Here is a 16,382-nt window from a genome sequence, read left to right on the forward strand (position 1 = left end):
TAAGGTTTACGAGTCCGAGCGACATTTAGATGCGTTTGTGCACGAAATTCTAAAAAACACCTCGCAAGGATCGATAAATGAAAAGGTATTTAACCTAGCTTGGTTGTACACGACGGTTTCCCAGCTTCCCGCGCATGCTGGTACAGATCAGCATAAATTCCTTGTGCTGCAACCAGCTCCTGGTGTGTCCCTTCTTCGACAATTGCACCTTGTTCCATGACGAGAATTCGATCGGCGTGCATTACTGTAGACAGGCGATGTGCAATAACAATGGTTGTTCTGCCCTGGGAGACGGTCTCCAGTGCTTGCTGCACAAGTTGTTCGGTGTGTGAGTCCAGGTTAGCCGTAGCTTCATCCAGGATAAGCACTCGGGGCTGGAAGACTACAATTCGGGCAAAAGAAATGAGTTGCCGTTCTCCAGCAGACAATCCGCTGCCGCGTTCTGACAGACGGGTATCATACCCTTGTGGCAAACGGCTAATCATCGGTTGTGCTCCGACGAATCGGCAGGCTTCCATTGCCTGCTCACGCGTTATATCCTGCCTGAACATTCTCACATTATCAATAATGGTGCCAGAGAATAGGAAAGGTTCTTGCTGGATCAGACCAACGATGCGATGAAGCGTATGTTGCGGAATGTGGCGAATATCTGTGCCATCAATCTGAATGCTGCCCTGATTGACGTCATAGAAGCGATTGAGCAGGGAGATTAATGTGCTTTTACCTGCGCCGGTGGTGCCCACGATCCCCACCATCTCTCCCGGATATAAGTGTAGATTCAAAGACTGGAATATGGGGCGGTCCTCTAGATAACCAAAGGATACATGATCGAAATCAATCTGACCCATAACCTGCCGTGGATTTATCGAGGTAACGACATCTGATTTCGGGTCGGCAACTTCAGGTTTTGTGCTTAGAATGTTCCAGATTCGTTCCATGGAGACCGTAGTGGACTGGAAGGTATTCCATTGCATCGTAATCTGGTTGATCGGTTGAAAAAACTGACGTATATAACTGATGAATGCATACAGTACCCCAACTTGCAAAGATTCGCCAAGAACAGCCCGGCCCCCTAACCAAACCATCATAACCAGTGCTGCGTTGCCCAAAATATCAAACGTCCGGTTGAATATGACATTGGAACGAGCTTGGATTATGTTTGCCTGTAGATGAAGAAGGTTCTGTTCCTTGAAGCGCCTCTTTTGTTCTTCCTCTTGATGAAATGCTTGAATCAAAAACATACCGGACAGGTTCTCTGCTGTGAATGCAATAAGGCGGGAGAGCCGGGTTCGTGCATTCTGATAAGCTCTTCGCAGCATACGACGGAATAACGCAGCTACAACAGCGATCACAGGGAGCACGATGAGGGAATAACCGGCGAGCACAGGATCGAGCTGAAACATGAAGAAGATGATAAGTACTAGCATCATTCCGTCCCGGATCAGGCTGAGAAGCACCTGTGTGAAGAAACTGCTAATGGTTTCCGTGTCACTGGATACATTGGTAACGAGGCTGCCGATGTGAAAACGATCGAAGAAGGACATAGACATTCGGGAAATATGGCGGAATAAGTCTTTGCGAATTCGGGAGACAATGCTCTGACCGACATGCTGCAACAGGTTGTTTTGAATATATGTGAAAATAAAACTGACGATAGCCAGGCCAAGAAAAATGGCCGCAAGCTGGACGAGAAAGCCAATGCTGGTTTGATTCACGGCCAAGTGGTCATCAATCGCAATTTTTACGAGATAAGGCTGAAGTAGATCGGCTGATATGCCGAGCAGTGAACAGCAGAAAATACCGACAAATGCCCAGCGGTGCGGCTTGGCGTACCCCATCATAGCTTTGAACGAAGTACGCTTGTTGTAATTCTTGTTATTCTCCTCAAGATGAGTTTTGTTGATATTTTTCCTATCATTCATTGTGTCTTTATGATTCGCATCCGCATCAGACATGATGTAACCCCTCCTCCTGCAAGCGATAAGTTGCTGCATAAAGTCCCTTGGCTGCCATCAATTCAGCATGCGTTCCCTGTTCAACGATCTGTCCTTCATCGAGCACGATGATGTTATCGGCATGACGGACTGCACTGATCCGATGGGAAATGATTAACGTCGTTTTGCCTTTGCCGATCCTGCGCAGGCTGCGCAGGATGCCAGTTTCAGTCACGGCATCCACGGCACTCATACTGTCGTCCAAAATAAGCATCTGTGCCTGCTTAATTAACCCGCGGGCAAGACTGGTACGCTGACGCTGACCACCGGACAGGGTGAGTCCTCGCTCTCCGAGTAATGTATTGAAGCGGTCAGGGAAACGTACAATATTTTCATAGATCATCGCTTGTCTAGCGCTGTTCTCTACATCATCCATGGGTGCCTCGCGATTGCTAAATGCTATATTGTCCCGGATGGTGGTACTGAACAGAAAACCGTCCTGAGGCACATAGGCAATTCGAGATCTCAGACTGTCCAGGGACAGCTCTCGAATGTCCGTGCCATTAATAAACATGCTACCATGCGGCGGTTCATAGGTTCGGAGCAGTAATTTGACCAGTGTACTCTTACCTGAACCGGTTTTGCCGACGATACCCACCGTATGGCCCGCATGAATCTGGAGATGGATATTCTTCAATGCAGGAGCGGAGCTGCCGGGGTAATGGAATGTCAGATTATTAATGGTAACGTCCTGAACGTTGTGAAGCGCCTGTGCTTCAGCAATTTCTTGCACATCGGGCTCTTCACTGAGAAGATCATTCACTCTTTCAAGAGAGGCTCCTGAGCGCTGCATCGTATTAATGACGTTTCCAATCTGCTGAAGCGGTCCCATAATAATTCGCAGATACAAAGTCAGGGCGACAAAGCTACCCAGTGTAATCGAGTTCTGCATCGTCATCATACCGCCAACCAACAGGGATACAACGAGAGACAAAGCGCCCAGCAAAGGAAGAGTAGCTTGAAAAAGAGAAGAGAGACGAACTAAACGAAGCTGTTTGGTTTTGATATTATCAACGGTCACGCCAAATCGCCCTTGGGCAATGTCTTCGATCGCAAATGTTTTGATTACACGAATACCACCCAGTTGCTCCTCGGCAGACTCCGTCATTGTAGCGAGAGCATCCTGTACATCACGAGAGCGCTTTCGAATTCGCGGACCGAAAAAGACGACCAGAAAAGGAGTCGCCAGCAAGGGCACGACGCTGATCATGATCAGTGACAACGGAATCCCGCTAAGGAGCATCATTACGATACAGGACATTAACAGAAAAACAGCGTTCGTCATCATCGTAACGCCGTTGGATATGGCTTCACGGACAGAAGTAACATCATTCATAAAATAGCTGAGTAGCTTGCCATTCCCCTGTTTAGAAAAATAATGCTCACTGAGTTCTGAGAATTTGCGGAAGATCCGCTCGCGCGTTATAAATTCAAACCGCCGACCCAGCTTCATAATCATGAACTGGCCAGTACCAAACAGAAGATTGTATGTAATCGCAATGGAGAGTAGTGATAAGCTGTAACGGATCACGGTCTGCATCTGAAGTGTATTTTGCATGAGTTGATCCGTGAAGCTGCCCAGAATACGGGGGAGAGAAGCCTGACCGACATTGGATGCGATGATTAAAAGAACCGCCAGAAGATAGATGGGCCAGTTGGATAACACATAATCACGTAGCAAACCTTTTTTGGACATAGGTATGGGTTCTCCTTCATTAGGTTAGAACTTAAGTACGCTAGAAACAGAAGTTAGACAAATGAAGTCAAGAAAAGGGCAGACACCTCATGATGAGTTGTGCCATGCCCTCTTACTTTATGCGAACTAGATTATTAATAATCCGTGATGTGTTACTTTTATTTATATTTTCGCGCTAATGGGATCAAATGTCAATGAATCTGCTCGTCCATCATGAGTGTGAGGCAACTACAACAATCGTGAAGCAATGTTATAAGATGTATGTACTCCATGCTACTTGGACTGAAACATTTTCTCGAAATGTCTCGTCTGTAGGGGTAAGAAGTATATAACAAGTTCTATTATATATAATGGAGGTGCATGGAAATGAAGCATAAAAAAGGTTGGGTTGCAACGCTTGCGCTCTGCGTTTCATTAACAGCAGGAGGTGCTTCTGTGTTTGCATTTTCCGACATCAAAGATGAGGGTCAGAAAGCTGTTGTGGATTCATTGCAATCCAAGGGAATCGTGAACGGAGTAACAGCAGATCTGTTCCGACCAGATGTTGCTTTGTCTGAGCCACAGGGAATTCAAATGATTGTCAGCGCATTTGGATTGAAAAATGAGTATAATGAGGCCTCGGCCCAAAATAAAATTAGTCCGAACACCTGGTACGCCGATGCTGTGCAAGTTGCCACTCAAAATGGACTGTCCATTCCAGTAGAAGTGAGTCCGCAAAATAAGTTGACCCGTGAACAATTTGTCATTCTGCTGCATGAAGGGATTAACACAACCGGTACTTATCCGGTAACCATGAAGTATAATGACATTAAGGATGAAAATAAAATAGGTAAGGATGCCAAATCTGCGGTCCAGAACCTGCTGAATATGAACATCATTGAATTGGACAAGGAAGGAAACTTCGGCCCGGATCAGTCGCTTACCCGTATGGAGGCAGCAAGCATGATATTCAACGCACTTGAGTTTGTGGACCGGCATGGAAACGGTGGTTCAAGTGAACCTGCTCCAACTAATCCTGGGGAGGGACAGCAAGCTATCGTTCCTGAAGTGACAACGACAAAGGTAGATGACAAAACAAGCAAAGTTACGCTGACTGCCGAGATGCCGCATCCAGGGTATGGATTGAAGATTGATGATGTCAAACTGGAGAAAGACGGTCGGGCTATCGTGATTTATTCAATCGTACAGCCTGATCCAGATATGATGTATCCGATGGTCATTACTAAAGCGACTGCGGAAACGGAGATTCCTACAGGCTATACGGCTGAGGCACAACCTGCTGGTAAATAAATTAGTATATGTCAGGTAAATCGTCTCACCTAGCGGTTGCTAGGGAGGATTAAGCAACTTGAAGAAAATAAGAAAACCATCTAACCTATCGCATTCTCTATGAAAAGGTGATAGCCAGATAGCAATCAAGGTATCTGGCTAGTATCTAACTATGAGAAAAGGATAGGTAGGTGGTTTTTTTGATGTGAGATGAGGGTGTTTCAAACGCTAACGATCTCCACAGACCTCGGTATTATCCAACCAGCAGGCCAGCCAAATCAAAAACATTATACAGTAGCATTAGAATCCTCATACCAGAATTTGGAGTAATCATTCATGACAGAGGCATGCCCCAACTGACGCAACATGGTGGATATATTGCCCCGGTGATAGGTCCCGTGATTCACCAGATGTAAGACCATTTCTGCGAAACTGGTTTGACGCACGCCTGCAAAGGGATTGTCGAGTAGAATCGTTTGCTCCAAATTCGTCTGTTGACTGAACCAATCAAAGTATTGATTGGATAGCTCTGCATAACGCTCGAAGTAATCTTCAATTGTGGCAAAGGTCTCTCCGTTGCGCGGCATGCAGATTTGTAAAGCTTCAGGCATGCTGGTGCCGGTTAGAACCAGATACCACATCTGATCCACAGCATACATATGGCTGAGCGCATGGGCGAGGCTAGGGAATGAGCTACCGACCTCCTGATGCAGAACGGCAGGTGGCAGTTCTTGAACGCGTTGCATTATGATCTGTGAAGCCCAAACATGATAGTGATACATTTGTTCTGGGTAATTCATAAAACATCGTCTCCTTCATTTTGGCGAATAGTTGAGGTGATGTGCTGCTCTCTTGCTGAAATGAGTATAAAAAAAGAAGTATGACAACAGCGTGTCATACTTCTCCTATCACTTCACTACACTTCACAAAATATTGAATTCACCGAGCAATGCAGTATATACACGTTCAAACCGAGCCCCTCGTAAACCGAACAATTTACCGATTACTATACTTACGCGAACACGCGAACATGTACCTCCAAATTTAGTGGGTCTTTAAACATCCCGTGTGTCGTAACGTTTCAGGGCATTTCGTAGTTGCGTCTCTAGAACATTCCTCAGTGCTACAGGTTCTAAAACCTCTGCACCACTGCCCAGGCTCAGTAATAACGACCATAACCACGGGGCCTGGAGCGGATCATGAATCTGTAAACGCATTGTCATGCTGCCATCTTTATGAAATTGTTTGTCTGCCTGCTGAAAATGATCCAATGCCCCTGAGAGTGCCTCAGGGTATACTCGCAAGACCACATCTGTCACGGTATCCTGCGGGACAGGAAGAGTGGGTGACGGCTCTTCCGAAGGAAGGGCATGTGGTGGAAAATGGCTGTTGGTTAGATGCACGTTTAACATCCGGGACAGTCTGAATTCCCGATAATCCCACCGGCTTCGGCAATATCCATACACATACCAGCTACGATATTTAAACTGCAATCGAACAGGTTCAATTTCTCGAGTTGTGCGCTCATTTTTGGAATTAATGTAGTCAAACTGAACAGCCAGATAGTTCATGATTCCTGCACGAAGATGCGGAAGCGAGTCAGGGTCTGTTCGATACGTGTTCAGATCTACAGTCAAGCTTGGATGGGTATGTTGCTCACTGATCGTCTGCAAACGTTCAATGGTGCCCTGGGCACGCGCATCATTAAAAATAGTAGAGAGACTGTTGAGTACTGTAATCAGCGCATTCACATCATAGGAGCCGAGCAGGCTCTTATCCATTTTATAACCGTCCATGATACCATACCCGCCGTTCATTCCCTGATGCGAAACCACTGGAAATCCTGCTGCACAGATCACATCAATATCCCGATAGATCGTTCTGGGTGATACTTGATATTCTTCTGCAAGGGTAGATGCAGACAACACTTCGTGATTAAGTAACTTGTAAATGATCGAGACTAACCGTTCCAGCTTCAAATGAACCCCACCCGTCATCACATTTCCGAAACAGGCCATAAGTATACCACAGCAATGGAACAGACAAGCGCGTATTGTCCTGATAAGATGGATTCTTCAGCAGAACTCTCCCGCGCTAATCCTCCAGCACGTTATAAAGCACCCGCGCGAGCAGGCCCTGACCATAATTACCGAAGTTTTTACCGAAAATGGTCAAGCCGCGTTTGTTGACAGGTCCATCCGTGACAGCGATGCGGAAGTGAATATCGCTCTTATAATCCAGCCCGATATCATCCAGCGTAACGTCGGAGATGCGGCATCCATCGATATAACTGCCTTCATTCGTAATGCGAATCAGCTTCAACATGCCGTACTGATTCAGGTGCGGCGGCCACCAGTCCGGATTGAATGTACCGCGTGTATCTCCGAAATCCCCCGGACTCGTCCAGAGACCAATTTCTTTTCCATTAATGTAAAAGTAAATATCGGAAGGATAGTTGTCACAGAATCCAGGTGCTTCCGAACCTAGCTCCATGGAAAGCTGGATCTCGTTAAATGTCTGGTTGGGCTTCAGATAGTTGGGAATACGATATTCCAGATATCCTTCGGCCAGCCAGATCATCTCTGCATCAATCCGAAGCGGATCGGCGAAATAACGAGGATCATCAAACTCCCCGATAATACTGTCTTTCGTTGCAATGCCACAGGTGGGGGCGGCTTGATAATCACTGTAATGCCCAACCTGAATCTCGACTTCATACCGATTGTGAATCTCCTTAGAACGCAGGTCCACCATCAATTTTTCCTCGTTAAGATAACATATCTTCTGGATGCCGTGTTTGCCAACGGCAGTGTTAATCTCGATTAATCCACTTTCCTCCAGCTTTTTGATATGCATTGTAATTGCACCGTTACTAAGTCCGAGTTTGGTTGCAAGATCATTGAGATTAAGACTTTGGTTTTTGGCCAGCAGCTCAATAATCTGAATGCGAATTTCGGAACTGAGTGCTTTGAAAATATTCACACCTGACATCAGATCTTTAATATAAATCATAGGTGGATGTCCTTTCCCCGTTCTGAACAAAGCCTATTACGCAGACTTTTGCACATTTGACTGTTTTATTTCAGATAATTATAAATCATTACATGCTGGAAAGAAAGAGTAGAGAAAAGGGAAGTAGAGGCTTGTATATGTAGCAGAAAACGAAGGAACGCCCCAGATTTTATTACGAATTGGTCAAAATAAAAGATTAAATTAATTTATATATATTTGAAATATACCATTGAATTGTAATGTAACCGCTTTTATAATCCTATTATACTTAAATTGATTTAATACTTCATGAACCAAAGTAACCATTTATTAATGAGAGGTGGCGTTCCGTTGTGGAAAAATTCAGTTCATGGAAGAGATTGAAGAGCTTTGAGTGGAAGACGTTGATGAGTTTCAAGGGCATGACATTGTGGAGTTCAAAAAGGATGAAAGATGCGGATGAGCTAGACCATACGAGGGATTCAGGTCATTCGAATGGCGGGGGTTGGATAAGATCGAAGATTTCACCTCGAAAACGGTGGGCTTTACCGGCACTGCTGGTCTTGGTGTTAGTGCTTGCAGGACAGTCGCGGGCTTTAGCCGCCTTTTGGAATCTGTCTGGTGATATTGCGGTTCATGATCCAACGATGATCAAGGAAGGGAACTCCTGGTATACCTTTTCCACGGGTCCAGGGATCCAGGTGTTGAAATCAGATAATGGAACGTCATGGTACCGCGTACCGCAGATCTTTTTGAAAGAACCATCTTGGTGGAATTCGGCTGTTCCTGGACAGAAAGATTTGGATGTGTGGGCGCCAGACGTACAGCGATATAACGGTAAAGTGTGGCTTTATTATTCCATCTCGACCTTTGGTTCCAACAGGTCTGCGATCGGTTTAGCATCGGCAGATAGCGTGGGCGCAGGACAGTGGAAGGATGAAGGGCTTGTATTGCAAACGACAACATCGAATAACTATAACGCCATAGACCCTGAGCTGGTGATTGATGCTTCTGGCAATCCTTGGCTGGCTTTTGGTTCGTTCTGGAGCGGTCTGAAGATTGTGAAACTGGACAAAAATACGATGAAACCGACAGGCAGCATCACTTCGATTGCAGCACGTCCGAATAACGGGGGAGCTATTGAGGCGCCAAGTATCGTATACCGCAACGGGTATTATTATTTGTTTGCTTCTATTGATTCCTGCTGTAAAGGTGTGAACAGTACCTACAAAATGGTCTACGGCCGGTCCAGCAGCATTACCGGGCCTTATGTCGACAAAAACGGAGTCAATATGATGAACGGTGGCGGCACGATTTTGGATACAGGCAACGTAAGGTGGAAGGGGCCAGGCGGGCAGGATGTAGTGAACGGCAACCTGATTGTACGCCACGCCTATGATGCTACGGATAATGGCAATCCGAAATTGCTGATTAACGATCTGCTGTGGGACGCCAACGGCTGGCCAACGTATTAAGGTGTCGTTTATTTTAAATAAATATAAAATGTTTTAATAAAGTATTGACTAAATGGATCTGGATTTGATAAATTTAACAACAGAAATGCTGATTCATCGTATTGAATACGTTTACAAGTCCAGATCAGGAGGGGTTCATATGGTCAAGAGAAAGAGTTGGGTCACTTTTATGCTGCTTATGCTAGTCAGTGCACTGGTACTTGCAGGATGTGGAGGGGAGAGCGGAAGTTCTGGCGGTGATAAAGAACTGACATTTATGTTCCGCGGAGGAACGGATGAGCAGAAGGCGTATCAGGCTGTCGTGAAAAAGTTTGAAGAAGAGCATCCGGGTGTCAAAGTTAAAATTATTGTGACCGCTGCGGATCAATATGCAACTAAACTCCGTGCAGCCATTACAGGAAACAGCATGCCGGATGTATTTTATTTCACCCCGGGTGATATGAAGGCGTATGTGAACAGCAATGTGCTGATGAACCTGACACCGTATATTGAGAAAAACCAAGATATCAATCTGGATAATATTTGGAAATACGGAGTCGACCTGTATCGTTATGATGGCAAAATGGCCGGGCAAGGTGACCTTTACGGTATGCCTAAGGATGTCGGACCGTTTGCACTGGGTTATAACAAGACCCTTTTTGAAAAAGAAGGCATTCCATTCCCAGATAAGGACAAACCGTACACATGGGATGAATTCATTAAGGTGAATCAGCAAGCGACGAAGGATACGAATGGGGATGGTAAGCCTGACGTATTCGGTACAGGTTTTAACGTACAGTGGGCGCTGCAAGCTTTTGTATGGAGCAATGGAGCTGACTGGCTGGATGAGAGCAAAACAAAAGTGACCATTGATGATCCGAAATTCGCGGAAGCGCTGCAATTCTTTGCAGATATGCAGAACAAGTACAACATCACACCTTCCATTGAGGAAGCACAGACACTGGATACGTATCAGCGCTGGATGAAAGGCGAAATGGCCTTCTTCCCTGTAGGTCCGTGGGATATGAGTACATTCGAGAAGCTTCCATTCGATTATGATCTGCTGCCTTTCCCGGCAGGATCAACAGGCAAATCCGCTACATGGATCGGTTCCCTGGGGATTGGTGTATCCGCCAAAACCAAGCATCCAGAAGAAGCTGCTGCATTGGTGAATTACCTCACAGCTTCGGAGGATGGCATGAAACAACTGGTAGACGCGAAGGTGCAGATTCCGAACTTGCTTGACATGGCAGATGAGTGGGCGAAAGATACGTCTACGAAACCGGAAAATAAACAAGAATTCATTGATATCGTCAAAGATTATGGACGTTCGCTACCAGGTAACTACACGTATAACGCGGAGTGGTACGACATGTTCTTCACTGACATTCAGCCCGTACTGGATGGCAAGATGACAGCTGCGGACTATGTGAAGCAGCAACAGCCAAAGATGCAGAAGCTGCTGGACAAAGCGGTTGAGCAGGAAGCGAAATCTCAGAATAAATAGACAGGAAAGAGAGGATGCCAGCAGCCTGAACCGATGCTGCTGGCATCATTTGCTCATTAGAAGATACAAATTGAACTATTTTTTCATGTCATCGGAGTGAACTATGTAAACGTTTAATTTAATTTTTTCGCCAGATTCCATACGAGCATGTGGCATGTATCGACCGGAACGCAACAGAAGCCATGATTCAGAAAGGCCAATCGATGTATGCCACATGCTGATCTTAGAAACAGGGGTGAACACGTGAATACGAAATCGAGTTTGTATCGCAAAGAGATGCTGTATGGATATTTGTTTATTTTGCCCCCTATTCTGGGGTTGCTGATCTTTGTGTTGTTCCCGTTCCTCTATTCCCTCTATGGTTCATTTACCGATTGGGACGGACTGGGGCAGATGAACTTTATCGGACTTGCCAACTTCAAAGACTTGTTAACGGACGACCTCTTTTACAAGGCGATGTTCAATACGTTTTACCTGATGCTGGGTATTCCAATCGGTCTGCTACTTGCGCTGTTGCTGGCGATGGGACTGAATCGTAAAATTCCCGGTACAACAACTTTTCGTGTGATCTATTACATTCCGGTCATTTCTTCCTTGGCGGCTGTATCCATCATGTGGAACTGGGCTTACAACGGAGACTATGGTCTGGTGAATCAGTTCCTGGATCTGTTTGGGATTAAAGGTCCGAACTGGCTAGCCAATAAAGATACAGTAAAACCCGCACTGATCATCATGACCGTCTGGAAAGGTCTGGGCTATACGATGTTGCTATATCTGGCAGCGCTGCAAAGCGTATCCCGTACCTACTACGAGGCCGCGGAACTGGACGGGGCAAACGGGTTTCAAATCTTCCGCAATATCACCTGGCCCATGGTGAAACCGGTAACCTTTTTCCTCGTGGTCACAAATATCATCGGGGGTTCCCAGATTTTCACCGAGATGAACATTATGACACCTACAGGTGGACCGGAGTATGCCTCCGCTTCAATCGTCTTTTATATCTGGCAAAAGGCTTTTAGTAACTTGCAGATGGGTTATGCCTCAGCGATGGCCATGATTCTGGGTATCTTCATCTTTGTGATTACGCTTGTGCAATTCAAACTTAACGAAAGATCAGCCTACGACGGGGATTAATGGGCGGGGAGAGGAGTGGAACGGAAGATGTCTTATAGTCAAAGAAGGAAGGTAACAAACTCTATTATATTTATCGTTCTGTCCATCGGCGCTATTGCGATGATTGCGCCTTTGCTCTGGATGCTGTCCACCTCGCTCAAGGAGAAGCAGGACGTATTTGCACTTCCACCGGTCTGGATTCCGGAAGTGTTTCGGTTCGATAAATATAAGGAGATCTGGGAAGCCGGGCCGTTGCTCAGCGGGATTAAAAACAGTCTCATTGTAGCACTTAGTGTGACGATCGTGGGGACGTTTACGTCGAGTCTCGCTGCGTTTGCTTTTGCCAAGTTAAGATTTCCCCATAAAAATAAATTGTTTCTCGCCCTGCTGGCCTCGATGATGATTCCTTATCCAACAGTCATGATTCCGCAATTTATGATGTTTTCCAAGCTGGGCTGGGTAGACACCTTGCTGCCGCTTATTATTCCGGGGCTGTTCGGTAACGTGATTATGATCTTTTTCCTACGGCAATATCTGCTCAGTGTACCTGATGCAATCATTGAGGCGGCGAAGATTGATGGAAGTTCTTACTTCCGGTTATACTCCAGCATTACGTTTCCACTGATCAAACCTGCCGTGGCTGCTCAGTTAATTCTCTGGTTTATGGGGATCTGGAACGATTATCTGGCACCGATCATCTATCTGAATTCACCTGAAAAACAAACGCTACAGCTCGTAATTGCGAACTTCAACGCGACCTATGCTATTCAAACGGATTATCCGCTCATTATGGCTGCCTCCATTGTCGCGCTGCTACCAGTTCTGATTATTTTCTTGATCTTCCAGAAGCAGATTATCGAATCGGTGGCCATTTCAGGGGTCAAAGGATGATGAGAGCCTGGAGAACATGGACAACACCAGAGGCGCGAGAAGATGGGAAAGAAACGAAGGCACGAAGAGATGGGAACGAACCCCCAAAACGGCACATTGCGAGGAAGGGAGTTGCGGCGTTGATGTTACTGATGCTGATCGGTACGACAGGCTGTGCAGATGGCGAGGCTACGGCAAAACCTCCGGTTTTCCCGGAAGCTCCGCAGGATACGAAGCTATATGATCTTTCGATTCTGGATGATGAATCCAAGTGGACAGTGAATAACGCACATGATCCGGCCATCATCAAAACAGATCAGGGCTACTACGTCTATTCTACAGACGTTCGAGTGGCAGGAGAGCCGAAACCGGGAGTTATGGTGCGCAAGTCAGATGATCTGATTAACTGGACATGGGTCGGGCAGGCTCTGCCAGGTATTCCAAAAGAAGCACTGGACTGGACGGGAGCTACGAACTTGTGGGCACCGGATATTATGAAGACTGGAGATACGTACCGATTGTATTATTCAGCTTCGAGCTTTGGCAGTACACAGTCTGCCATCGGATTGCAGACCTCCAAATCCCCCGAGGGGCCGTGGAAGGATGAAGGGCTGGTGGTGAAGACGGCTGGTCAGGAGAAGGATGGTCTGAATGCCATTGATGCCAATCCGGTGTTGGATGCTGTAGGCAACCCTTGGATGGTATATGGTTCGTTTTTCGATGGAATTTACATCGCACCGCTTGACCCGGTTACAGGCAAGTTCAAAGAAGAGGGATACGGTACTCGGATCGCGGCAAGAGATCGTGCAACCGAAGAGGGCGCAGTCGAAGGGCCCTATATTGTGTATAATCCCGAGTTCAAAAAATATTACTTGTTCGTCTCGTATGATTCCCTGTTCGAAGACTATAACGTACGGGTAGCTCGTGCCGACTCGATTACAGGGCCTTATACGGATATCAATGGCAATTCCATGTTAGATACGGAACATCTCCCACAGTATGAAGTCGGCACTAAAATTCTGGGGGGATACCGATTCACTGAGGGTGAGGGCTGGGTTGCCCCGGGACATAATTCCGTGCTGAAGGATGACGACGAATATTACATCGTGCATCATGCACGGGGCGAGACTGATAAAAACTGGCCGTATCTTCATGTCCGCAAAATGCTGTGGACCAAAGATGGCTGGCCTGTCGTGTCACCTGAACGTTATGCCGGAGAGAAAGCGCAAGACATTCCGAAATCGATGATCGCCGGAACGTGGGAAGGCATGGCGTTGGATCCGGCAGTGAACGGACAGGTGCAGTCAGTACCATACACGCTAACGGCCAAAGGCAAAATCGAAAGCGAGAATGGTTCAGGCACGTGGACGTTTGATGGCAAGCAAACGTTAACGCTGACGTGGAAGGAAAGCCCATGGGGCGGTGCTTCCACGGAAGAGCTGAAGCTGCTCCCATCCTGGGATTGGGAGCGAAGTCAGCCTGCGCTGGTGGTGAGCGGCCTGAACGACCGCGGCATCGCGGTCTGGGGCAAACAGATCAGCGCAGCTGAAAAGTAGGCACTGAGCGGCGGAGGGTTGCCAGCGTGCGGGAAAATCGCGAGCAGCCCGTGCCCGGGGGCACAAGCAGTGAGGAGGAGGAAGGAGCCGCGTGTGCGAGTTTGACATCCGATTTCCACCGCTAGAGCGGTGAAGGAAGAAATCGGAGGGCAAGAAGAGCGCCAAGGCCCTGCCGTCTCCGAACGTCCGCTGTGCTTGAAGCGTTTGTGCGGGGAGAGTTGACCTGGCAGAGCGGTCAACTGCATAAGTTATCGAGCCAACCTAAAGGCACGAAGACAGATGTGTGCCAGCGAGCGGGAAAATCGTGAGCAGCCCGTGCCGGGGGCACAAGCAGTGAGGAGGAGGAAGGAGCCGCGTGTGCGAGTTTGACATCCGATTTCCACCGCTAGAGTGGTGAAGGAAGAAATCGGAGGGCAAGAAGAGCGCCAAGGCCCTACCGTCTCCGAACGTCCGCTGTGCTTGAAGCGTTTGTGCGGGGAGAGTTGACCTGGCAGAGCGGTCAACTGCATAAGTTATCGAGCCAACCTAAAGGCTCGAAGACAGATGTGTGCCAGCGAGCGGGAAAATCGCGAGCAGCCCGTGCCCGGGGGCACAAGCAGTGAGGAGGAGGAAGGAGCCGCGTGTGCGAGTTTGACATCCGATTTCCACCGCTAGAGCGGTGAAGGAAGAAATCGGAGGGCAAGAAGAGCGCCAAGGCCCTGCCGTCTCCGAACGTCCGCTGTGCCCACCGCTTCTGCTTTATTTTCCCACCCACACACATCATAAGATTCAGAGCCATACACACACATATGAAAGGGGTTCATTCTCATGACCAATACCATTACATTCACCAACCCACTACTGGAGCAGCGTGCTGATCCTTGGGTATACCGTCATACAGATGGATATTATTATTTTTCGGCTTCCGTGCCGGCTTTTGACCGGATTGAAATTCGGCGTGCCGAGACACTGGAGGGACTGAAAGAAGCTGAACCGGTTACCGCCTGGAAAAAACGGGAGACAGGACCAATGAGTGCAAACATCTGGGCACCGGAGATTCATTATATTGATGGAAAATGGTACATCTACTATGCAGCAGCACATACGAGTGAAACCAACGACGGTTTGTTCGATCATCGTATGTATGTACTCGAGAATGATTCGGCTAACCCGCTGGAAGGGAAGTGGGAGGAAAAAGGCCAGATTATAACCAAATGGGAGAGTTTTGCACTGGATGCCACAACGTTTGAACACCGAGGCGTTCGTTATCTCGTCTGGGCACAGAAAGACCCGGACATCGACGGCAATTCGAACCTTTATATCAGTGAAATGGAAAATCCATGGACCCTCCGCGGTGAACAAGTGATGATTGCTACACCGGAATACGATTGGGAGATCATCGGCTTTAAAGTCAATGAAGGTGCGGCGGTGTTACATCGAAATGGACGTCTGTTTATCAGTTACTCCGCCAGCGCCACCGATCATCATTACTGCATGGGACTGCTCACAGCAGATGAAGATGCAGACCTGCTCGATCCAGCAAGCTGGGTGAAGTCACCCGAGCCGGTCTTCCAGACCTGTGAAGAACATGGACAATATGGTCCAGGACATAACAGCTTTACCGTATCCCCGGATGGCACAACAGATATTCTGATCTATCATGCACGTAACTATAAAGAGATTGAGGGTGATCCGCTGTATGACCCGAATCGTCATGCTCGTGCTCAAGTGATTCATTGGAATGAGGGTGGAACACCTGACTTCGGTATTCCCGTTCCGGATGGTCAAGCGGTGGCAGAAGTGAAGTAGTATCTTGGAATGCATATAAGAGTCTTTTGTTAGCGAATAATGCTAATGAGAGGCTCTTTTTTGATATGATGCTGAAATAAAGCAACCGATACACTAATTTTACGTATGAAAATAAGGTCAATCCAAATGACAATCGTACTACAA

Annotated in this window: 12 protein-coding genes; 7 read left to right on the forward strand and 5 right to left on the reverse strand. The window is 47.2% G+C overall.

Annotated features, from left to right (window positions below; genetic code table 11):
• Positions 1-89: 89 nt before the first annotated feature.
• Positions 90-1,841 (reverse strand): ABC transporter ATP-binding protein, encoded by a 1,752-nt coding sequence (locus PQG66_RS16615; protein WP_272039179.1) that lies wholly within the window; start codon positions 1,839-1,841, stop codon positions 90-92.
• A gap of 106 nt (positions 1,842-1,947) precedes the next feature.
• Positions 1,948-3,690 (reverse strand): ABC transporter ATP-binding protein, encoded by a 1,743-nt coding sequence (locus PQG66_RS16620; protein WP_272038864.1) that lies wholly within the window; start codon positions 3,688-3,690, stop codon positions 1,948-1,950.
• A gap of 366 nt (positions 3,691-4,056) precedes the next feature.
• Between PQG66_RS16620 and PQG66_RS16625 the strand changes: the two genes are divergently transcribed.
• The gene (locus PQG66_RS16625) at positions 4,057-4,980 is read left to right on the forward strand and encodes an S-layer homology domain-containing protein (protein WP_272038865.1); all 924 of its coding nucleotides are present in this window, start codon (positions 4,057-4,059) and stop codon (positions 4,978-4,980) included.
• 266 nt (positions 4,981-5,246) lie between these two features.
• Here PQG66_RS16625 and PQG66_RS16630 read toward each other — a convergent pair whose 3' ends face one another.
• The 3 genes from PQG66_RS16630 to PQG66_RS16640 form a co-directional block, all read right to left on the reverse strand.
• Positions 5,247-5,759, reverse strand: coding sequence for a DinB family protein (locus PQG66_RS16630; protein ID WP_272038866.1), 513 nt, complete (start codon positions 5,757-5,759; stop codon positions 5,247-5,249).
• Between the two features lie 255 nt (positions 5,760-6,014).
• Complete coding sequence (locus PQG66_RS16635) at positions 6,015-6,938, reverse strand: helix-turn-helix transcriptional regulator (protein WP_272039180.1); 924 nt, start codon at positions 6,936-6,938, stop codon at positions 6,015-6,017.
• 115 nt (positions 6,939-7,053) lie between these two features.
• The gene (locus PQG66_RS16640; RefSeq protein ID WP_272038867.1) at positions 7,054-7,971 is read right to left on the reverse strand and encodes an ArsR/SmtB family transcription factor; all 918 of its coding nucleotides are present in this window, start codon (positions 7,969-7,971) and stop codon (positions 7,054-7,056) included.
• 332 nt (positions 7,972-8,303) lie between these two features.
• Between PQG66_RS16640 and PQG66_RS16645 the strand changes: the two genes are divergently transcribed.
• The 6 genes from PQG66_RS16645 to PQG66_RS16670 all read left to right on the forward strand — a co-directional run bounded on the left by PQG66_RS16645 (position 8,304) and on the right by PQG66_RS16670 (position 16,238).
• Positions 8,304-9,425 (forward strand): glycoside hydrolase family 43 protein, encoded by a 1,122-nt coding sequence (locus tag PQG66_RS16645; RefSeq protein WP_272038868.1) that lies wholly within the window; start codon positions 8,304-8,306, stop codon positions 9,423-9,425.
• 139 nt (positions 9,426-9,564) lie between these two features.
• On the forward strand, positions 9,565-10,911 hold the full coding sequence (locus PQG66_RS16650) for an ABC transporter substrate-binding protein (RefSeq protein WP_272038869.1): 1,347 nt from the start codon (positions 9,565-9,567) through the stop codon (positions 10,909-10,911).
• Positions 10,912-11,154: 243 nt separating this feature from the next.
• On the forward strand, positions 11,155-12,045 hold the full coding sequence (locus PQG66_RS16655) for a carbohydrate ABC transporter permease (RefSeq protein WP_272038870.1): 891 nt from the start codon (positions 11,155-11,157) through the stop codon (positions 12,043-12,045).
• A 27-nt stretch (positions 12,046-12,072) separates the two neighbouring features.
• A complete protein-coding gene (locus tag PQG66_RS16660) occupies positions 12,073-12,915 on the forward strand; it encodes a carbohydrate ABC transporter permease (protein ID WP_272038871.1) in 843 nt (280 codons plus the stop codon).
• A 119-nt stretch (positions 12,916-13,034) separates the two neighbouring features.
• Positions 13,035-14,450, forward strand: a complete 1,416-nt coding sequence (locus PQG66_RS16665) for an arabinan endo-1,5-alpha-L-arabinosidase (RefSeq protein ID WP_272039181.1) — start codon at positions 13,035-13,037, stop codon at positions 14,448-14,450.
• 807 nt (positions 14,451-15,257) lie between these two features.
• A complete protein-coding gene (locus PQG66_RS16670) occupies positions 15,258-16,238 on the forward strand; it encodes a glycoside hydrolase family 43 protein (protein WP_272038872.1) in 981 nt (326 codons plus the stop codon).
• Positions 16,239-16,382: the final 144 nt, after the last annotated feature.

This window comes from Paenibacillus sp. JJ-100 (assembly GCF_948329825.1).
Classification (GTDB): domain Bacteria; phylum Bacillota; class Bacilli; order Paenibacillales; family Paenibacillaceae; genus Paenibacillus.